The sequence below is a fragment of the Aurantibrevibacter litoralis genome, from assembly GCF_034651555.1.
Classification (GTDB): domain Bacteria; phylum Bacteroidota; class Bacteroidia; order Flavobacteriales; family Flavobacteriaceae; genus Aurantibrevibacter; species Aurantibrevibacter litoralis.
In genome coordinates, this window is record NZ_JAYEEQ010000012.1 from 41,987 (window position 1) to 60,337 (window position 18,351).

General features: G+C 39.9%; 20 protein-coding genes. 8 read left to right on the forward strand and 12 right to left on the reverse strand.

Annotated elements, in window-relative coordinates; all coding sequences use genetic code 11:
• Positions 1–36: 36 nt before the first annotated feature.
• The 3 genes from U1E44_RS10885 to U1E44_RS10895 form a co-directional block, all read right to left on the reverse strand.
• Positions 37–1,023, reverse strand: coding sequence for a ribonucleotide-diphosphate reductase subunit beta (locus U1E44_RS10885; protein WP_322931115.1), 987 nt, complete (start codon positions 1,021–1,023; stop codon positions 37–39).
• 549 nt (positions 1,024–1,572) lie between these two features.
• Positions 1,573–2,130 (reverse strand): hypothetical protein, encoded by a 558-nt coding sequence (locus tag U1E44_RS10890; RefSeq protein ID WP_322931116.1) that lies wholly within the window; start codon positions 2,128–2,130, stop codon positions 1,573–1,575.
• The gene (locus U1E44_RS10895) at positions 2,127–2,327 is read right to left on the reverse strand and encodes a hypothetical protein (protein WP_322931117.1); all 201 of its coding nucleotides are present in this window, start codon (positions 2,325–2,327) and stop codon (positions 2,127–2,129) included. Before U1E44_RS10895 ends, U1E44_RS10890 begins: the two co-directional genes overlap by 4 nt.
• Positions 2,328–2,890: 563 nt before the next feature.
• Here U1E44_RS10895 and U1E44_RS10900 point away from each other — a divergent pair.
• Together U1E44_RS10900 and U1E44_RS10905 are read left to right on the forward strand one after the other, a co-directional pair.
• On the forward strand, positions 2,891–3,625 hold the full coding sequence (locus U1E44_RS10900; protein WP_322931118.1) for a LytR/AlgR family response regulator transcription factor: 735 nt from the start codon (positions 2,891–2,893) through the stop codon (positions 3,623–3,625).
• 9 nt (positions 3,626–3,634) lie between these two features.
• Positions 3,635–5,602: a tetratricopeptide repeat-containing sensor histidine kinase gene (locus U1E44_RS10905; protein ID WP_322931119.1), complete on the forward strand. Its 1,968-nt coding sequence runs from the start codon at positions 3,635–3,637 to the stop codon at positions 5,600–5,602.
• Here U1E44_RS10905 and U1E44_RS10910 read toward each other — a convergent pair.
• Positions 5,592–6,164 (reverse strand): DUF3109 family protein, encoded by a 573-nt coding sequence (locus U1E44_RS10910; RefSeq protein ID WP_322931120.1) that lies wholly within the window; start codon positions 6,162–6,164, stop codon positions 5,592–5,594. The genes U1E44_RS10905 and U1E44_RS10910 overlap by 11 nt on opposite strands.
• 118 nt (positions 6,165–6,282) lie before the next feature.
• Here U1E44_RS10910 and U1E44_RS10915 point away from each other — a divergent pair, with 118 nt between their 5' ends.
• Positions 6,283–6,858, forward strand: coding sequence for a MarC family protein (locus tag U1E44_RS10915; protein WP_323673885.1), 576 nt, complete (start codon positions 6,283–6,285; stop codon positions 6,856–6,858).
• 31 nt (positions 6,859–6,889) lie between these two features.
• Positions 6,890–7,096, forward strand: coding sequence for a hypothetical protein (locus U1E44_RS10920; protein ID WP_322931122.1), 207 nt, complete (start codon positions 6,890–6,892; stop codon positions 7,094–7,096).
• Between the two features lie 8 nt (positions 7,097–7,104).
• Here the strand turns inward: U1E44_RS10920 and U1E44_RS10925 are convergent, their stop codons facing one another.
• The 4 genes from U1E44_RS10925 to U1E44_RS10940 form a co-directional block, all read right to left on the reverse strand.
• Complete coding sequence (locus U1E44_RS10925; RefSeq protein WP_322931123.1) at positions 7,105–8,715, reverse strand: S41 family peptidase; 1,611 nt, start codon at positions 8,713–8,715, stop codon at positions 7,105–7,107.
• 15 nt (positions 8,716–8,730) lie between these two features.
• On the reverse strand, positions 8,731–9,168 hold the full coding sequence (locus U1E44_RS10930; protein WP_322931124.1) for a deoxycytidylate deaminase: 438 nt from the start codon (positions 9,166–9,168) through the stop codon (positions 8,731–8,733).
• 138 nt (positions 9,169–9,306) lie between these two features.
• Positions 9,307–9,891, reverse strand: a complete 585-nt coding sequence (locus tag U1E44_RS10935; protein WP_322931125.1) for a HupE/UreJ family protein — start codon at positions 9,889–9,891, stop codon at positions 9,307–9,309.
• A gap of 36 nt (positions 9,892–9,927) precedes the next feature.
• Positions 9,928–10,662 (reverse strand): TerB family tellurite resistance protein, encoded by a 735-nt coding sequence (locus tag U1E44_RS10940; RefSeq protein ID WP_322931126.1) that lies wholly within the window; start codon positions 10,660–10,662, stop codon positions 9,928–9,930.
• Positions 10,663–10,787: 125 nt separating this feature from the next.
• On the opposite strand from U1E44_RS10940, the gene U1E44_RS10945 reads away from it, so the two are divergent.
• From U1E44_RS10945 to U1E44_RS10960, 4 genes are all read left to right on the forward strand, one after another.
• The gene (locus U1E44_RS10945; protein WP_322931127.1) at positions 10,788–11,198 is read left to right on the forward strand and encodes a BrxA/BrxB family bacilliredoxin; all 411 of its coding nucleotides are present in this window, start codon (positions 10,788–10,790) and stop codon (positions 11,196–11,198) included.
• 75 nt (positions 11,199–11,273) lie between these two features.
• Positions 11,274–12,011: a lysophospholipid acyltransferase family protein gene (locus tag U1E44_RS10950; protein ID WP_322931128.1), complete on the forward strand. Its 738-nt coding sequence runs from the start codon at positions 11,274–11,276 to the stop codon at positions 12,009–12,011.
• Positions 12,008–12,667, forward strand: coding sequence for an HD domain-containing protein (locus tag U1E44_RS10955; RefSeq protein ID WP_322931129.1), 660 nt, complete (start codon positions 12,008–12,010; stop codon positions 12,665–12,667). Before U1E44_RS10950 ends, U1E44_RS10955 begins: the two co-directional genes overlap by 4 nt.
• Positions 12,668–12,819: 152 nt before the next feature.
• Positions 12,820–14,244 carry a Gfo/Idh/MocA family protein gene (locus U1E44_RS10960; RefSeq protein ID WP_322931130.1) on the forward strand — a complete coding sequence of 475 codons (1,425 nt, stop codon included), beginning with the start codon at positions 12,820–12,822 and terminating at the stop codon, positions 14,242–14,244.
• A gap of 374 nt (positions 14,245–14,618) precedes the next feature.
• Here U1E44_RS10960 and U1E44_RS10965 read toward each other — a convergent pair whose 3' ends face one another.
• The 4 genes from U1E44_RS10965 to atpA form a co-directional block, all read right to left on the reverse strand.
• On the reverse strand, positions 14,619–14,810 hold the full coding sequence (locus U1E44_RS10965) for a cold-shock protein (RefSeq protein ID WP_322931131.1): 192 nt from the start codon (positions 14,808–14,810) through the stop codon (positions 14,619–14,621).
• A 93-nt stretch (positions 14,811–14,903) separates the two neighbouring features.
• A complete protein-coding gene (locus U1E44_RS10970) occupies positions 14,904–15,155 on the reverse strand; it encodes a hypothetical protein (RefSeq protein WP_322931132.1) in 252 nt (83 codons plus the stop codon).
• 597 nt (positions 15,156–15,752) lie between these two features.
• Positions 15,753–16,613 (reverse strand): ATP synthase F1 subunit gamma, encoded by an 861-nt coding sequence (atpG, locus tag U1E44_RS10975; protein WP_322931133.1) that lies wholly within the window; start codon positions 16,611–16,613, stop codon positions 15,753–15,755.
• A 97-nt stretch (positions 16,614–16,710) separates the two neighbouring features.
• Complete coding sequence (gene atpA / locus U1E44_RS10980) at positions 16,711–18,291, reverse strand: F0F1 ATP synthase subunit alpha (protein WP_322931134.1); 1,581 nt, start codon at positions 18,289–18,291, stop codon at positions 16,711–16,713.
• Between the last annotated feature and the right edge of the window lie 60 nt (positions 18,292–18,351).

An 18,351-nucleotide genomic window follows, 5' to 3' on the forward strand; every position in this document is an offset into this window, starting at 1 on the left:
TAAAGCGTTATTTTAAAGGGATGCTATGCGCTTGGCTTAAAAATCGGCGTCAAAACTAATCTTCTGGGCATCCTGATCTTTATCTTTGTTTAGCACTCCTGCTTTCTGATATTCTGAAACTCTTTTTTCGAAGAAGTTGGTTTTGCCCTGTAAAGAGATCATATCCATAAAATCAAATGGGTTGGTTGCATTATACACACGAGCGCATCCTAATTCTACCAAAAGCCTGTCTGTAACAAACTCCAAATACTGCGTCATGAGTTTGGCGTTCATTCCGATTAAACTAACAGGAAGGGATTCTGTTATAAATTCCCTTTCTATATTTAACGCATCTACTAAGATGTCGGTAATGCGTTGTTTGGGTACTTTGTTTATTAAATGATGGTTGTGCAAATGCACGGCGTAATCACAATGCATGCCTTCATCTCTTGATATAAGTTCGTTAGAAAATGTTAACCCAGGCATTAAGCCTCGTTTCTTTAACCAAAATATGGAACAGAACGCCCCGGAAAAGAAGATGCCTTCTACGGCAGCAAAGGCAATTAAGCGTTCTGCAAAGCTGGGAGATTCTATCCACTTTAATGCCCAATCTGCCTTTTTCTTAATGGCGGGAAAATTTTCTATCGCATTAAATAAAATTGCTTTCTCCTTTTCATCTTTTACATAAGTGTCTATCAAAAGCGAATAGGTTTCAGAGTGAATATTCTCCATCATGATTTGAAATCCGTAAAAGAACTTAGCTTCGGCATATTGCACTTCGCTCACAAAATTTTCGGCTAAATTTTCATTTACTATCCCATCAGAAGCGGCAAAGAATGCCAAAATGTGTTTTATAAAATACTGCTCTTCTGCATTGAGTTTGTTATTCCAATCGGTAAGATCTTGGTGTAGGTCTATTTCTTCTGCTGTCCAAAAACACGCCTCACATTTCTTATACCATTCCCAAAGGTCATGGTGTTTTATAGGAAAAATAACGAATCGGTCACTGTTCTCGGCCAATATGGGTTCTATTGCTGCAGCCATCTTATTAATTGTATTTTTTGGTTTTGTAAATAAGGTAATTGTACCTTGCTCTAGGGGTTAACAAAGATTGAAAAATGAAGTGGATTTCTAAAGGGCGCAGGCCTTTTTAATTACAAAGTTTTTAACACGTTATGTTGAAATGTAGTCTGGCAAGCGGTGTTTGTTATGTTTGTACAAGGATATTAAATTTAGAGTAATTATGGACGAACACTTTAAACCAAAAAGTATAAAAACAACATACTCTTTGGTTTATAAAAAGAACGAAATTAAATGATGTTTAGTGGTGGTTTTCCATACTACTGCATGGCCTCAGAGGCACTGTCTTATCGATGGAAAAAATGAATTCATCTTTGGAGGCTAGGCCTAAGGTAGTTCCCCCGAAACCTTAGGCCTTCACAAATTCCCGGACTGTAAAAGTAGAGAATCTCCAATATGCGATAATTAAGTAAGGTCTGCCGTGCTATGCTACAAAGCCATACCCTAGCGGTTTATAAGTTTTCCATTCCTATGTATACCCATTTTGGGCTTTCATACTGCTAATTTCATGCCCTATCTCTTATTGGCATCAAAATTACCCGAAACATAAATTGTCTTTCCTGCTGCATTTTTAAGATATACTGCTATCTTACCGCTAAGATCATCAGAACTCACCTGCTTAAGGGTAATCCTTCCTTTAGTAGTAAAAAATGGCACCTCTCCAAATTCATTGATATTCGCAAAACCGAATGCGCCGTCAAAACAATTTAAGAATCCGTTAATATCCTTAGCAATACCATATGATCCGGGTGAAATTTTAATTTCGTTATAGGGTTTTGATATTAAAAACTCCAATGCATTTCGTTGGGTGTCATGCGGATATTTAAAATTTAATTTTACTGTGGTAAATACAGCTCCACTTACGCCTTTTTCCAAAAAAGTTTCAAAATCAACGATTCCAGACAACTCGTTGGAGAAATCGCCTGTCGCTTTTAGGGTATAGCGGCTCTTGGAAGGCCCATCGGCATTTGTTGCTACACCACCGGAGACAAAGATAAAAGGGACAATAGCCCAAAAAAATAATTGAAACCTATTCTGTAGAAAGGGAGCTATAGCCAGATCATGTTTCATTTGGCACCTCTATATTTTACACTACTATCCTTAGTGGCGTTCACTTGCAATGTAGCTCTAAGGGTTTTGTCATTTACTTTAGAAAAATCTCCCGTCCATCGGCTATTGTCTGATGGAGGTTGCAGATGTTTTTCTGAAAATACGGCGAACCACAAGGTCAAGAGTAGAAGTACGAAAAATGTAAAACACTTTTTCATGGGTTTAGGTTATTTATACAAATACGGAGTTTTTCCACATTTGCGCACCGAAAATAGTGTAAAAAAAATCCTTTCAAATTGGCTTTTGTATAGTTGGTGCTGTATGTTGTATGAATGGTACGACCACCTAGACGCAATTCTACTGCACATGGGTTTCCCTAAACAGGGCATTAAAATAGTGCTATATCTCTCTTATAGTGACGTAAAAAAGAGACGCCAAACCCCTAAACAGGGCTGCATTTATGCCACCCATACGCCAAACGATTCCATCGGCACATTTTTAAGGGTAAACCTTTGTCTTTCATTCTATTTTTATTTAATTTTTCTCTTGTAATTTTAATTCTGAAACCATACCTATGTATTCTAGTAAAGCCTACTGCACGAGAACTTAGGATGCGTGTATTTTAAGGTTAGCAACATAGGCTAGTGTAGCCTTGTTATACCACCAGAGGAAAAGGAGATTTGATAGTGGAATGTATTACGGCACTGGGCTTTTACATAACCTTAAGCGTAATACAGATATTTTGATAACACCCATGAAGCGCATAAAAACACAAAAGACTATGTTAGAAGCCGTACTTGTTGATGATGAACTAAAAGCACTACAAAGTCTTTCGTGGGAGCTCACCAATTTTAGTGACGAAATAAAGGTGATCGCTTCTTTTACAGATCCTCTCGAGGCTTTGCAGTATTTGGAAATTCACACTCCCGATTGTCTATTTCTAGATATTGAAATGCCCACTATGGATGGGTTTCAGTTTATACAAAAACTGAAAAATAAGGCATTTCCGGTGATCATCACTACAGCGTATAATCAATACGCCATTAAAGCCATAAAAAATGAAGCCATAGATTATTTATTGAAACCCATTGATTCGGATGATTTGCATGACACCATTGTTAAAATTAGAAAATTTAACGCTAAAAACTTTACAGCCGACAAGTTAGAGAAGGTACTGATGAACTTAAATTTTACCTCGGTACAAAAGAGAATCACCATAAATACAGACGGCAAACTTGTTTTTCTAAGCAGTGATGACATTCTTTATGTAGAATCGGACGGAAATTATAGTACGCTGTTTTTAGCAGATGGGCAAAAAATGGTGCTGACAAAAAAATTGAAAGAAGTTAATGAACTTCTTCCACCAGATATATTTTTTAGGATTCACAATTCATACATTATCAACATTAACAAAGTAAAGGAATTTCTAAAAACAGATGGATACGTCGTGTTGCAAACCAACCATAAAATACCGGTATCTCGACAGAAAAAATCTGATTTTCTAGACCTGCTATAACCACGGTTCATGAAATTTCTAAACACAAAAAACGGGATACATGCAACGGCAAGAGGGATAAGGAACAGCCTATTTCTTTTATGCCTTTTAAGTGTGTTTCAGGGCACTTCTCAAGAAGTTTCATCCCTATTTAAAAGCAGAGTAGACAGCCTTATTGCCGCTGCACCAAACACCTATATGGAAATTGATGCGGTCTGTAGAGCGGTTCGTAGAGACACCATCTACATGCGCTATTTTAACGAAATCTCGGCCGAAAGAAGCTATAGGGCGGGGCAGGCCTATGCACTGAATCAGATGGGAACCAAATATCGGGATATTTCACAGTATGCCAAGGCCGGAGCACTTCACAGACAGGCCTTGGAAATTGCCATTGAAGCGGACAATGTCGAATTCCGGGTGTTTAGCCTCAATATGTTGGGTGTGGTGTATCGGAGAAGTGATGCTATCAAAATAGCATTAGATTATAGTCAGGAAGCATTGGAGCTTGCCGAATCTGTAGAAAACCCTACCGAAGGCATTAAAAGAAGCATTAATGTAGCACTTAACAGTATTGGTAATATATACCAAACCCTAGAGCAATACGATTTAGCGATTGCACAGTTCACAAAATCCATGAAATTGGAAGAAGAACTTGGTAATACCTTGGGCTTGGCCATAAACCACCAAAATGTAGGAGAATGTTTTGAAGCGAAGGGACTTTTGGAAGATGCTCTTGAGAATTACCGTATTTCATTGGCCTATAACGAAGAAATTAATTCTGATAAGGGAAAGATTATTTGCAAGAATAGTATCGCCAAAGTGTATATTAAACAAAATAAGCTGGAAGATGCCTTGGAGATTCTAGAACCCGCCTTGCTATCTGCCGAACTATTGGGCGATATGCAAATTGCCGCTGCGGTTCAAATTAATTTAGGTTGGGTGCTCATGCGTCTAGGGCGTTTTTCTGAAGCCGACAAAGAACTTGAAGCAGGTCTGGCACTCGCAAAAAAATACAACTTGCCCACGTTTATTTCCGAGGCGTATAGCTTACTTTCCAATTTGGCTTCCGAACAAAATGCCTATAAAGAAGCATTGGATTATTACCGAGAATCAATAAAAATAAATCAATCTATTAGTAACGATCGCAATCTGCGGTATGTTAACGATATGATTATCCGGTACGATTCCGAAAAAAAAAACAATCAGATTGCGGTTTTAGCCAAGGAAAACGAAATAGTGAAACTTAAACTACGCCGAAACCAAAATACCTTCCTCGTGGCAGGTCTTGCCCTTTGTTTGGTTGGATTTATTCTTTACATCCTTTATCGCCAAGCACAATTAGGGAATGAAAAAAAATTACTCACCTTGGAACAAACCATGTTGCGAAGCCAAATGAATCCTCATTTTCTGTTTAATTCTTTAAATTCCATAAAACTGTATATCATCAATAATGAACAGAAAAATGCGGTACACTACCTAAACAAGTTCTCTAAATTGGTACGTAAGATTCTAGAGGCGTCCTCGATGCGTGAAATACCTTTGGCAGAGGAATTAGAAACCGTAACCTTATATATGAATATTGAAAATATTCGGTTCAATAATGAAATAAATTTTAACGTCGCTGTAGATGACGATATTCAGGTGCACCAAATAAAGATTCCGTCCCTTATTTTGCAGCCCTTTTTGGAGAATGCTTTATGGCACGGACTTTCGTCTAAAGAAGGAGAAAAAAAAATAGAGCTCCATATATACCGAAGTAAAAACGGATTTATCACCATTGCAATAACCGATAACGGTATTGGAAGGGCTTGTGCAGAGAAGATTAAAGAAGGCAAGGTGCTAAAACGAAAATCGATGGGTATTGACATCACCAAAGAACGATTGGCCAATTTTTCAAAAGATTTTCAAAATTCGTTTCAGGTAGCGATTATGGACAATTTTGACGACCACCAAGTACCCTCCGGAACCACAGTGCTATTGCACATCCCTACCTTTTAGCATGAGCGGAAGCAACCAACTCCAGATCGGCATACCATTTTTTCCCAAATTTCCGAATTAGGGCATCTTTTACAAAGCGATATACAGGTACTTCAAGTGAGGCACCCAAGCTGCAAGCGGCATCGCAAATCTGCCATTTGTGGTAATTTACGGCAGTAAACGCCGAATATTGTTGTACTCTAATAGGATATAAATGGCAAGAAACCGGCTTTTTCCATTTTGTAGCGCCATTGTTATAAGCTTCCTCCAAGCCACATTTGGCCACCCCTGTTTCGGAAAAAACCACATACGCGCACTCACTACCGTGCACCAACGGCGTTTCCCATTCCCCATCGTCGCCTTTTATAAATGCGCCTTGTTCCTCAATAGCGGCTATGCCTTCGGGTCGTAAAAAGGGTTTTACTTTAGCGTAGATAGCTACCAGTATTTCGGTCTCCTTTTCTTCCAGGGGCGCTCCGGCATTGCCGTCTATACAACATGCACCTTTACAGGCGGTTAGGTTGCACACAAAATCTTTTTCAAGGATTTCTTCAGAAACGATAGTTTTTCCAAGTTCGAACATAGCTCTAGATTAGGGAACAAAGATACTTTTTTCAAAAGGCATCCTCATTAAATTTTAGTTTGAATAAAGAAAACCTTCTTTTTAAATGTAAATTTGCATAAATTTTATACGCTTGGAAATCAATTTTAATTTTAGGGAAATTGCAACGGCCAGCATGATTCTTTTTGCCGTTATCGATATTGTAGGGAGTATTCCTATTATTATAAATCTGCGCACTAAAGTGGGTCATATACAATCTGAAAAAGCATCGATTGTTTCGGCCTGTATAATGATTGCCTTTTTGTTTGTGGGTGAAGAAATTCTCAATTTAATTGGTATTGATGTCAATTCTTTTGCTGTAGCAGGTTCTTTTATTCTCTTTTTTCTTGCTCTAGAAATGATCTTGGGCATTACCTTGTATAAAGATGATGAACCCGAAAGTGCTTCCATTGTACCCATTGCATTCCCATTAATTGCCGGAGCCGGCACCATGACTGCCTTGTTGTCGCTACGGGCGGAGTATCATGTGGCCAATATTATTGTTGCCATTATCATAAATATCATCTTTGTGTATCTTGTACTTAAATCCTCCAAAAGAATTGAAAAGGTTTTGGGCAAAGCCGGTATTGGTATTATCCGAAAAGTTTTCGGGGTCATTTTATTGGCTATTGCGGTGAAGTTATTTGCTACCAATATAAATCAACTGTTTTTGTGAAGTTCTCACAGGTATTTTTAAAATAAAAGACATGAAAAAAAACATCCCCTATTTTGGTATCATTGTAATTGCACTTTTATTAATTGCCTACAATACCACATTAATTGATTTTAATACGCCTTTGGAGGGGAATAGCATTATTGCCCTTATTGGTATTTTTGCTGCACTGTGTGCCATTGTGTTGTTGCTTATTTTTATGACTTCCAAAAAAATAAAGAACCGCATGGACAAGCGCTAGCCTTTATACTAGTTGCTTTTCATTGGGGGTGCTATTTCCGGGGCTGCTAACCGCAGAACAGTTTGAAGCATACTGTCTTCATCACTTTTAATTTCGGCAGCGGTATTGGCATCATACAGTTGTTCGGCTAAAGCGGCTTTAATAAATAATTTTATTTTATCCTCGTATGCGTAAAAATCTATTTTTACGTTTCTTTCTATAAAATAATCGATGAAGTTTTCAAAAAGAATATCATCTACCCTATAGTCATTTAAAAATTCATCGCGACTGTATTCGGAATAGGCCGCTCGGTGTGTATCTAAGTACCCGAAAACAAAATAGGACAAATAACCCAAATTGTCCATGCTCTCTATGGCTTCGGCCTCGTTGTTGCCAATGGGGACAAACACATCGGGGATGATGCCTCCGCCTCCGTACACTACTTTACCATTTGGTGTAGTATACTTAAGGGAGTCGGCCACTTTAATGCTGTCTACCGATTGTAACTCTCCGTTTTGGAGTCTTTGAGAAAATTGTTGGTAATAATCTCTGTTTCCGTTTTCGTATGATCGTTGTATAGATCGGCCTGTAGGCGTGTAATAGCGAGATACGGTAAGGCGTACTGCGGAGCCGTCGCCCAAATCCATTTCTCTTTGCACTAGGCCTTTACCAAAGGATCGCCTGCCCACAATAGTGCCTATATCGTTATCTTGTAGGGCACCGGCTATGATTTCGCTAGCTGAAGCGGATCGTTCGTTAATAAGCACATACACAGGTTTACCCTCAAAATCGCCCTTTTTAGACGCGTAAATTTTATCTACATCTCCTTTTTTGTTTTTGGTAAACAAAATGAGTTTGCCATCGGCCAAAAACTCATCGGCCATCTGCTCTGCAACGCCCAGATACCCGCCGGGATTATCCCTAAGATCTAAGGCTAATTTGGTGGCACCCTTCTGTTTTAATTTTCTTAGTGCCTCGCTAAATTCCTTAAAGGTAGATTCGGCAAATCGATTTACTTTAATATAGCCCATGTCGTGGGTTAGCATAAAATAGGCATCTACACTTTTTATGGGAATAACATCTCTTTTTATGGGTACTGTAAAGGTTTCGTTGGTTTGTTTTCTGTAAACTGTGAGGTCTACAATAGATCCTTTTTTACCTTTTAATTTTTCTACGATACTTTCATTGGGTAATCTTTTGCCAAATAAGGTATCGGAATCTGACATCAAGATACGATCTCCCGGCTTAACACCCTTTAAAAAACTTGGGCCGTTTTCAATGGTTCTAATGACCGAAATGGTATCCTTATACATATAAAAATTAACACCGATGCCCACAAAGTCTCCTTTCATATTTTCGGATACTTTGGTCATTTCTCGTTTGGGAATATAGACCGAATGTGGGTCTAATTTGTCTAAAATATTGTTCACGGTAACATCTACAATGCTATCGGTATTGATCTCGTCTACATATTCGTAATCGATGTAATCGATAAGACGATTGAGTTTGTCCTTCTTAGAATTGGTTGTAAAGAGTTTTTCCGGCGAATCGCTAAAGTTCAATTTTCCGCCAACAAGAACCCCTAGAGCAAGTGCTGCTGCAAGAAGCGCGGGCCAGATGTAAAAATATTTTTTGTTCATGAATTAGGGCTTGTGTTAAAGGGCACTATCTATTTGAGGCATGTGTACCAAGGCTATGCCAGCCTTGGTTAAGAACTCGAGTCCGGAAGCATCCTTATATGCCGTTTGATATACTACACGTTTTATGCCAGATTGATGAATGAGTTTGCTACATTCTCTACAGGGCGATAAAGTAAGGTACAACGTGGCACCACCACAAGATTGCGTAGACGAAGCCACTTTGGAAATAGCATTGGCTTCAGCATGTAAAACATACCACTTGGTATAACCGTCTTCGTCCTCACAGTGGTTTTCAAAACCGGTGGGCGTTCCGTTGTACCCATCGGAAATAATCATTCGATCTCTAACAATAATAGCACCTACCTGCTTTCTTTTACAATAGGATAGCTTTCCCCATTCGCTCGCCATCCGAAGATATGCTCTATCGTATTTTTCCTGTTTGTTTTTTTTCATAGAAACAGTTCATGGAACGTTATAAGTAAAGGTGAAATGAAAACAAAAATAATGGCTTTGTCTATGCCATAATGAAAAGCTAAGATACTGGCTTTGCCATTGCGCTACAACCCCAAATGGTTAATTTTTAGTGAAACCTTACCATGGAAACGTATTAATGAGTAGCGGTATTGTAATTACAAGGATTAAAACAGACCATAGGGTTACAAATAGTGTGCGAGGTATCTTTAAAAATGATTGCACAACATAAGCCAAAAGCAACACAACACCTATAATAAGCACTTGCGAAAGCTCTATTCCGGAAGCAAATGCCAACAAGGGAATACTCTTACTGTCTTCTTCTGCCATAAGCATTCTAAAATAATTTGAGAAACCAAAACCATGAATAAGTCCAAAAAAAGTGGTAGATACCCCCAACACACTCATGCTATGGGTTTGCGCTGTTTTACGGATGTAGACTAAGTTAAACACAGCAGTAGCCATAATGGTTACCGGAATAAGAAATTCTATGAGTGCCACATTTATAGTAAGGGTGTCAAAAGCAGAAAGCGCCAGAGAAGTACAATGGGCTATGGTAAAAATGGTGGCTAAAAGCAGTATCTGCTTCCAACGGCTTAAGGTAAATGGAGCAGCCAATGCAGCCAAAAATAAAATATGGTCATAGGCTCCTAAATCTAATACATGATGGAAACCCAACTGTACATAAAACCAAAAATCTTCCATACGTCACTTATTATTTTAGGCCTCGTAATACAAGAGTTAGGCCATACCACGCTCTTGCTGTATTTCCTCGTAGGCCTTTTGTACTTCTTTAAACTTTTCTTCGGCTCCTTTCTTTATGGCTTCATTTTCTGTGTTTACCCTATCGGGGTGGTATTTTTTTGCCATGGTGCGGTAGGCCTTTTTTACTTCCTCATTGGTGGCCGCTTTTTCTATTTCTAAAATTTTATAGGCATTATCTACCGATTTGACGAACATGGCCTGGATGCTTTCAAAATCGCGTCGGCCCAGTTGTAAAAAGCGGGCAATATCGTATATTTTATCAATTTCGGCGGCACTTACGCTGCCGTCGGCCTGGGCAATTCCAAATAAAAAGTGTACTAATTGTAGCCGTACTTCGTATCGGGTTCTTTGCCTTAGCGTTTCACATATACGCTCTACAGAAAGCTCCTTTTTTTTATTTATTTCATTAAAAGTTCTAAAAATAGCGTTGGCCTTTTCCTTTCCATAGGTACTTACAAAGTAGCGTTGTACGTAGTCCATTTCGCGTTGACTCACGGTGCCATCGGCCTTTATCACAATAGAACATAGTGAAATAAGATGAAGTTCAAAATCGGCGGGCGATACTTGCGCACGACCCACATCTCCAAAAAGACTCCCGCCACTTTTCTTGTTTCCTAAGCTATCGATAAGGCTTCCCACAAAAAATCCCAATATGGCACCGGGAAATTTAAACACAACAAACCCAAGGATGGCTGCAACCCACTTAATCATCGTATTTCAAAATTTTGTCAAAGATATAATTTTCGAAAGGAATCAAAAGCCAAATGAAAAGTTAAGGTGTGCGGATTAAGTGTCTCAAAATACCTATCTTTGAATGTATTTTAAATCTTGTAAATATGTACCCTCCAGAATTAGTAAAGCCGATGCGGCAAGATCTTACCGCTGCCGGCTTTGAAGAATTATATACAGCCGATGCTGTAGAACAAGCGATTCATAAAAATGGCACTACCTTAGTAGTGGTAAATTCGGTTTGTGGTTGTGCAGCGGCGAATGCGCGACCTGCAGCCAAGTTAAGCCTTCAAAGCGAAAAGAAACCCGATCATTTGGTAACTGTTTTTGCCGGCATGGATATTGAAGCCGTAAATGCAGCCAGAAATCTCATGGTTCCCTTTCCTCCTTCTTCGCCGAGTATGGCTTTGTTTAAGGACGGCGAACTTGTGCATATGATAGAACGCCATCATATTGAAGGACGCCCGGCGGAGATTATTGCCGAAAATCTTATGGAAGCTTATAATGAGTTTTGTTAAACCTTAGAAGATTCCGCATCATTAAAAATAGGTATTAAAAACCGTTCGAAACGAACGGTTTTTTATTTTTGTGTCATGCAAAAAGTACTTTCATACCCACTTACTGCGGTATATTTCCTTTTTTTTGGACTTACGCTGTTGGTGTTTCATCCTATACAATGGATTTGCTTTCGATTTTTTGGGTACGATGCCCATAAGCGAAGTGTAAGCCTGCTCAATGCTACACTGCTGCGATGCACCCACATCTTAGGAACCCGTTATACGTTTACCAATACCCATAGCCTTCCTACCAACAGGCCGCTTATTATAGTGGCCAACCATCAAAGCATGCACGATATTCCGCCACTAATATGGTTTTTACGAGCACATCACCCTAAATTTGTGAGTAAGATAGAATTGGGCAAAGGCATTCCGAGTGTTTCTTTTAATTTGCGCCACGGTGGTGCGGCGCTAATTGATCGTAATGACAGTAAACAGGCCGTAGCAGAAATCACCAAACTGGGTCAATATATAGAAACCCATAACCGAAGTGCCGTTATTTTTCCTGAAGGCACCCGAAGCCGAACGGGACATCCCAAAAATTTTCAACCAACAGGGCTTAAGATTTTACTGAAAAATGCGCCCTCTGCCTTAATTGTACCTATAACTATAAATAATTCGTGGAAGATGTTGCGGTACGGCAAATTTCCCTATGGTTTAGGAAACCATCTTTCATTTGAAATACATGAACCCATAGAAAATAGGGGTAATGCAGATGATTTAATTGAAAGAACCAAACAGCGTATTATCGCTAGTATAACTTCTTTTGCATGACACATTCTGAATGTATAGAGGCAACCATCCTTTTTGTAAAGGAGACCTTACGCGGTGCTGAGGGTGGGCACGATTGGTTTCACATTCAACGGGTATTTAACAATGCGCTTTTAATTGCCCGAGGCGAAAAAGTGAACCTCTTGGTAGTAGGTCTTGGGGCATTACTTCACGACATTGCCGACGCCAAATTTCATGACGGCGACGAAACGGTAGGCCCAAAATGGGCTAGCGCATTTCTTGAGTCGATTGCTGTAGCGCCCTCAGTAATAGACCAAGTGGTATATATCATTGAAAATAGTTCTTTTAAAACGAGTCTTGATCCCAATGCAGAAAAAACTACTTCTATAGAATTGCAGGTGGTACAGGATGCCGATCGGTTAGATGCCATAGGTGCTATAGGCATTGCCAGAGCTTTTAATTATGGCGGCTTTAAGAACCGAGAACTTTATAATCCGGATATTGCACCTAACCTAAAAATGACCAAAGAAGCGTATCAACATTCTAACGCGCCTACCATAAATCATTTTTATGAAAAACTACTGCTCTTAAAGGACAAGATGAATACAAGTACCGGTAAAAAATTAGCTGAAGAACGACACCAGTTTATGCTAAATTACCTACAGCAGTTTTATAAAGAATGGAACGGTGACTTTTAGCCTTAATGCAGTCCCCTCTTGGAGAATATAGACTTACCCCTATTTTGAGCCTTATTTCCTTTTTTTTGATCCTTAGTAAAATCCAAAGCATTCGTTATATTTGTGGGAATACCTTTTTACGTAATGCCCATTAGGGCTTTTAAACCGATATCATGCAAAGACGAAAATTCATTAAAAATGCAGCGGCTTCCTCAGCCGTTTTTTCCATTGTGCCCAGTTTTGTTTTGGGCAAAAACCATGTTGCCCCTAGCGATACCTTGTACATTGGTGCATTTGGTGTGGGCGGAAGGGGTGCCGGGGTTATGAACGGACTGGACGAAACCGCCAAGGTGAAATTTGTAACCCTTTGCGATGTAGATGATCGCAGGGCGGCCGAAACCTATGCAAAATTTCCTAAAGCAAAGCGATATACCGATTTCAGAAAGGTGTATGACAAACATCTAGACGAAATGGATGCCATTATGGTGGCTACTCCGGATCATACACATGCCACAATTGCGCTTCCTTTTATGAGAGCTAAAAAACATGCGTACGTAGAAAAGCCGCTCACCCATAACATTAAAGAAGCACGATTAATGACCCAAGTGGCTAAGGAACAGCAAATCGTAACCCAAATGGGCAATCAGGGTGCCTCTAGCGATGGTAGCCGGCAAGCCAAAGAATGGATACAATCCGGAATTATAGGAAAAGTACATAAAGTAGATTGTTGGACAAACCGCCCTGTGTGGCCACAAGGCGTTGCTATTCCTAGTGGTAAAATGCCGGTTCCTAAGGAGTTGGACTGGGACTTGTGGTTGGGCCCTGCCGCAAAACGCGACTATCACGAAGCCTACCTCCCTTTTAAGTGGCGAGGTTGGTGGGATTTTGGTACCGGAGCCCTAGGAGATATGGGCTGCCACATCATGGAAACTCCTTTTGGCGTGTTAGATTTGGGGTATCCTACCGAAGCGGAAGCCAGTTGCACCACGGTGTGGGTTGGCGATTTTGTGGAAGCCGATTACAGCGCCTCCTGTCCGCCATCTTCTGTAGTACGATTAAAGTTTACTACCGAAACCCATGGCGACATTGCCTTAAATTGGTACGATGGCGGCATTAAACCCGATTTACCTGATGAATTACAAGACGGCGAAACTATTGGCGATACAGGTGGCGGTAGCGTCTTTTACGGCAGCAAAGGTATTTTAGTGTGTGATACCTATTCGCAAAACGCCCGATTATTTCCTTCTACGGATATGGCCCTATTTAATCCTCCGCAACCTTCCCTTACACGAATTGAAGGTTCTGTTTCCGGCCACCAACGAAATTTTGTGGAAGCTTGCCTAAACGGGGTGGCTACTTCTTCCGATTTTTCCAGATCGGGACCTCTTACCGAGGCGGTTCTTATGGGAAATTTGGCTATTAAGGCCTATCAATATAAGGAACTAAAGCCTGGGAAAAAAGTGGGCGATTGGGATCCGTATGATACACCGGGAAGACGTAAAATACTTTGGGACGGGGAAAATATGCGAGTTACTAATTATGACAAGGCCAACGAATGGGTCAATGGCAGCTACCGTAAAGGTTGGGAAATTCTGTAATATGGGCACACCGGCCTCTAGTAACTACTGACAGCGGTCGGGTGGGTATGCTTCGTTTAATTGCACTTGCACCAGTTGTTTTTTGGAGCCTGTTTTGGCATAGAACAAGATAATGAGGTTATATTGACGATGTGTTGGCTACCATTAGAAAAAGCCTAACGCTCCCAGACGGTTATAGGTTGGAAGCGTAAAATCATTGAATTACCGAAATGACCAATTATATTGGACAATTAAAAACCATATTTCTTTCCGAAGATAATTTTTTTTAGTTTTAAACACAACTATGGGATTTGACTTGTCTTTCGGGAAGTGAAATTTCAATAAAAAAACACCTGCACTTACAGGTGTTACGTGTGCTTCAAAATAAATACCTGCTATATTTTGCGAACTGCCGCCGCAACTACGCCTTTTCTACCTTCTTCTTCTTGATATTCTACTTTGTCACCTTCGTGTAATTCCAGCCCGTTCAATGCAGTAGCATGAACAAAGATGTCCTTTCCTGTGTCGTCGTTGGTAATGAATCCATATCCCTTGGATCCATTAAAAAATTTTACTGTTCCAGTCATTTAAATAAAAATTAAAATAATATAAAGTTTGTCTTGCTAATTTATGTTTTTTTGTTTATACCTCTTTGAAATGTGGTCTAAATCTTAGAAAAATTATGGATTGTTCCCCTTTTTTTCTTTTTTTCCTTGCATTTTTCTAATATTTTCTTCGGTAAGCATGTAATCTTTCACGTTTTTTCCCTTGCCCGCTTTAATCAAAAATAACGGCATCGCAATCAAAAAAAGACCTACGGTACCAAAGCCAATACACTTATGCGCCAAAGCATTAGCATCTTCTTTTATGCTAAAACCATAAATAATAAGTACAAGAGAAGCGAGCACAACGGTTATTATAATATATTTCATGTGTTTCTATTTTTTGATTTTAAGCGGACAGGTGGAAGGCCTTACAACCATCATACTCCTATGTGTCACTATTTTTACATGGGCGTTTCATATGTTAGTATTTTTTTTGTTAAATCGGTAATGCTTGGACTGCGCTCAGCACAGGAATGTAACTCGACAAGAATCATTCTCTTGCGTGTTATACTTTGTCGCATGCCTAGTTTCATATAAAACAATTAAGTACCCCTTTTATTTTGCGTATTTTGCCTCATGGCAAAACGAATGGCTATGACTTTAACAGGTATGTATTTCCTATAGGTGTTACTATACCCGAGCACTACAAAATTATTGCAAGAAGGTTTTATGATAACAAGACTAAGGTAACCATTTTTTGAAGAAACAAAACTTTCAACCTTAGTTTAAGAACATACAGCCGAATGAATCACATAGGAAAAACGGAAATAAAACCTTGACTTCTGAAGCGAATAGCACAAACCCTGATGCTACTTTTAATTTGAGCGAATCAGATCCAAATCTTTGTACAATTAGGGGTTACAAAACCAGATACAGCAAGAACGATTGACTACACAGTACCTTTTACAGTCAGATTGAAATAAACTAGGCATTTAACGCCTCTGCGCCGCCAACGATCTCTAAAATTTCATTAGTGATAGCCGCCTGTCGTGCTTTATTGTACGTTAGCTTTAATTGATTTCTTAATTCGGTGGCATTGTCAGTGGCCTTATGCATAGCCGTCATACGCGCACCATGCTCACTGGCAAAGGAATCCCTGATACCCTTGTAGAGCTGTGTTTTTAGAGATTTCGGAATCAATTGTGCTACAATTTCTTCTTTGGAAGGTTCAAAAATATAATCCGATTCGCCATTGGTTTGCCCTTTCATGGGTACGATGGGCAAAAATTGCTCGGTCATGACGATTTGTGTAGCCGCATTTTTAAACTTATTGTAGACGATATCAATCCTATCATAGCTGCCATTGGTGTACAATACCATTAATTCTTCGGCAATCTGGGCTACGTTTTCAAAGGTTAACTCTTCATAAATGGCACTTTTATTCGCAATGATGGAAAAACGCTTTTTTAGGATGTCATTGGCCTTTTTACCAATGGCAAAAACGGCTACTTCTTTACCGGCATACGCATCCTTTGCTAAATGAGTGGTTTGTTTTATGATATTGGTATTGAACGCCCCACAAAGACCTCGATTGGAAGTGATTGCCACAATCAACACCTTATTTAGCGGTTTGTTTTGGGAGAATTTGTTTCCAGAATCTGATTCTAAACTAGCACTTAGCCCTTGTAAAAGTTCGGTAAGCTTGTCTGCATAAGGTCGCATGGCCGTAATTGCATCTTGCGCCTTCTTCAACTTGGCCGCAGACACCATTTTCATGGCACTGGTGATCTGCATGGTTGAAGATACTGAACTTATTCTATTGCGTATTTCCTTTAAGTTTGCCATATATTTCTAGTATTTAGTATTAAGTACAACGTATTCAGAAATCAAAACAAGATTTACTTTGTGCTTAGTACTGTGTACTCTTTACTTTATGTAAAAACTAATTCTTATATTTCCGTGACAAGTCTTTACAAACCGTTGCTAAGGTATCCGTGATTTCATCTGTTAGTTTGCCCGCTTTTAAATCATCGAGAATGTTTCTGTGTTTGGCGTTCAGGAATTCTATATAATCCCTTTCAAATTCCCGTACCTTTTCTACCGGAACATCGCGCAACAAATTCCTAGAACCGGCATAGATAATAGCAACTTGATTTTCTACGGTAAACGGATCGTTTTGCGCTTGTTTTAGAATTTCTACATTACGTCTTCCTTTTTCGATAACATTTAAAGTCGCAGCATCCAAATCGGAACCAAATTTGGCAAAAGCTTCGAGTTCCCGAAATTGAGCTTGATCTAACTTTAGCGTTCCCGCGACCTTTTTCATAGATTTGATCTGCGCATTGCCCCCTACACGAGATACCGAAATACCCACATTGATGGCAGGCCTTACCCCTTGGTTGAATAAATCTTGTTCTAAGAATATCTGTCCGTCTGTAATAGAAATTACGTTCGTAGGAATATACGCAGAAACGTCTCCTGCCTGAGTTTCAATAATCGGTAACGCTGTTAACGATCCACCTCCTTTTACCAAAGGTTTTAAAGAATCCGGTAAATCGTTCATGTCTTTGGCAATGGTGTCGTCTGCAATAATCTTCGCAGCACGTTCTAACAAGCGGGAGTGCAGGTAAAAAACATCCCCGGGATAGGCCTCGCGTCCCGGTGGACGGCGTAACAACAAGGATATTTCTCGATAGGCCACCGCTTGTTTCGACAAATCATCGTAAATAATCAAAGCGGGTCTGCCTGTATCTCTAAAATACTCCCCAATAGCGGCTCCGGCAAAAGGGGCATACACCTGCATTGCCGCCGGATCCGAAGCATTCGCGGCTACAATTGTAGTATAAGCCAAGGCGCCATTATCTTCTAAGGTTTTGGCAATATTAGCCACGGTAGAGGCCTTTTGCCCTATAGCCACATAGATACAATATACCGGCTTTCCGGCATCGTAAAATTCTTTCTGATTCAAAATGGTGTCGATACAAACCGTGGTTTTACCGGTTTGTCTATCGCCAATTACCAATTCGCGTTGTCCTCTCCCTACCGGAATCATGGCGTCTATAGCTTTAATTCCTGTTTGTAAGGGCTCGTTTACCGGCTGACGGAAAATTACACCTGGTGCTTTGCGTTCTAATGGCATTTCGTACACAGTACCACTAATCTGTCCTTTACCATCTATGGGAACACCTAGGGTGTTTACCACACGACCTACAATACCTTCTCCTACCTTGATAGAGGCAATCGTTTGGGTGCGCTTTACAACGGAACCTTCTTTTACATTTCGGGACGGACTCAATAACACCACACCCACATTATCTTCTTCCAGGTTAAGTACAATCCCTTGCAATCCGCCATCGAACTCTACCAATTCACCGTACTGTACGTTGGCTAGACCGAATACTCGGGCAATTCCATCCCCTACTTGTAATACTGTTCCCACTTCGTCCAAAGTGGCCGAGGTTTCAAATCCTGATAATTGTTTCCTTAAAATTGCTGATACTTCAGCGGCTTTTACTCCTGCCATGTGAATGATATATAAAACGTTTAACGTAAGTCGGTTATGCGACTCTTGCCTTTGAAATTG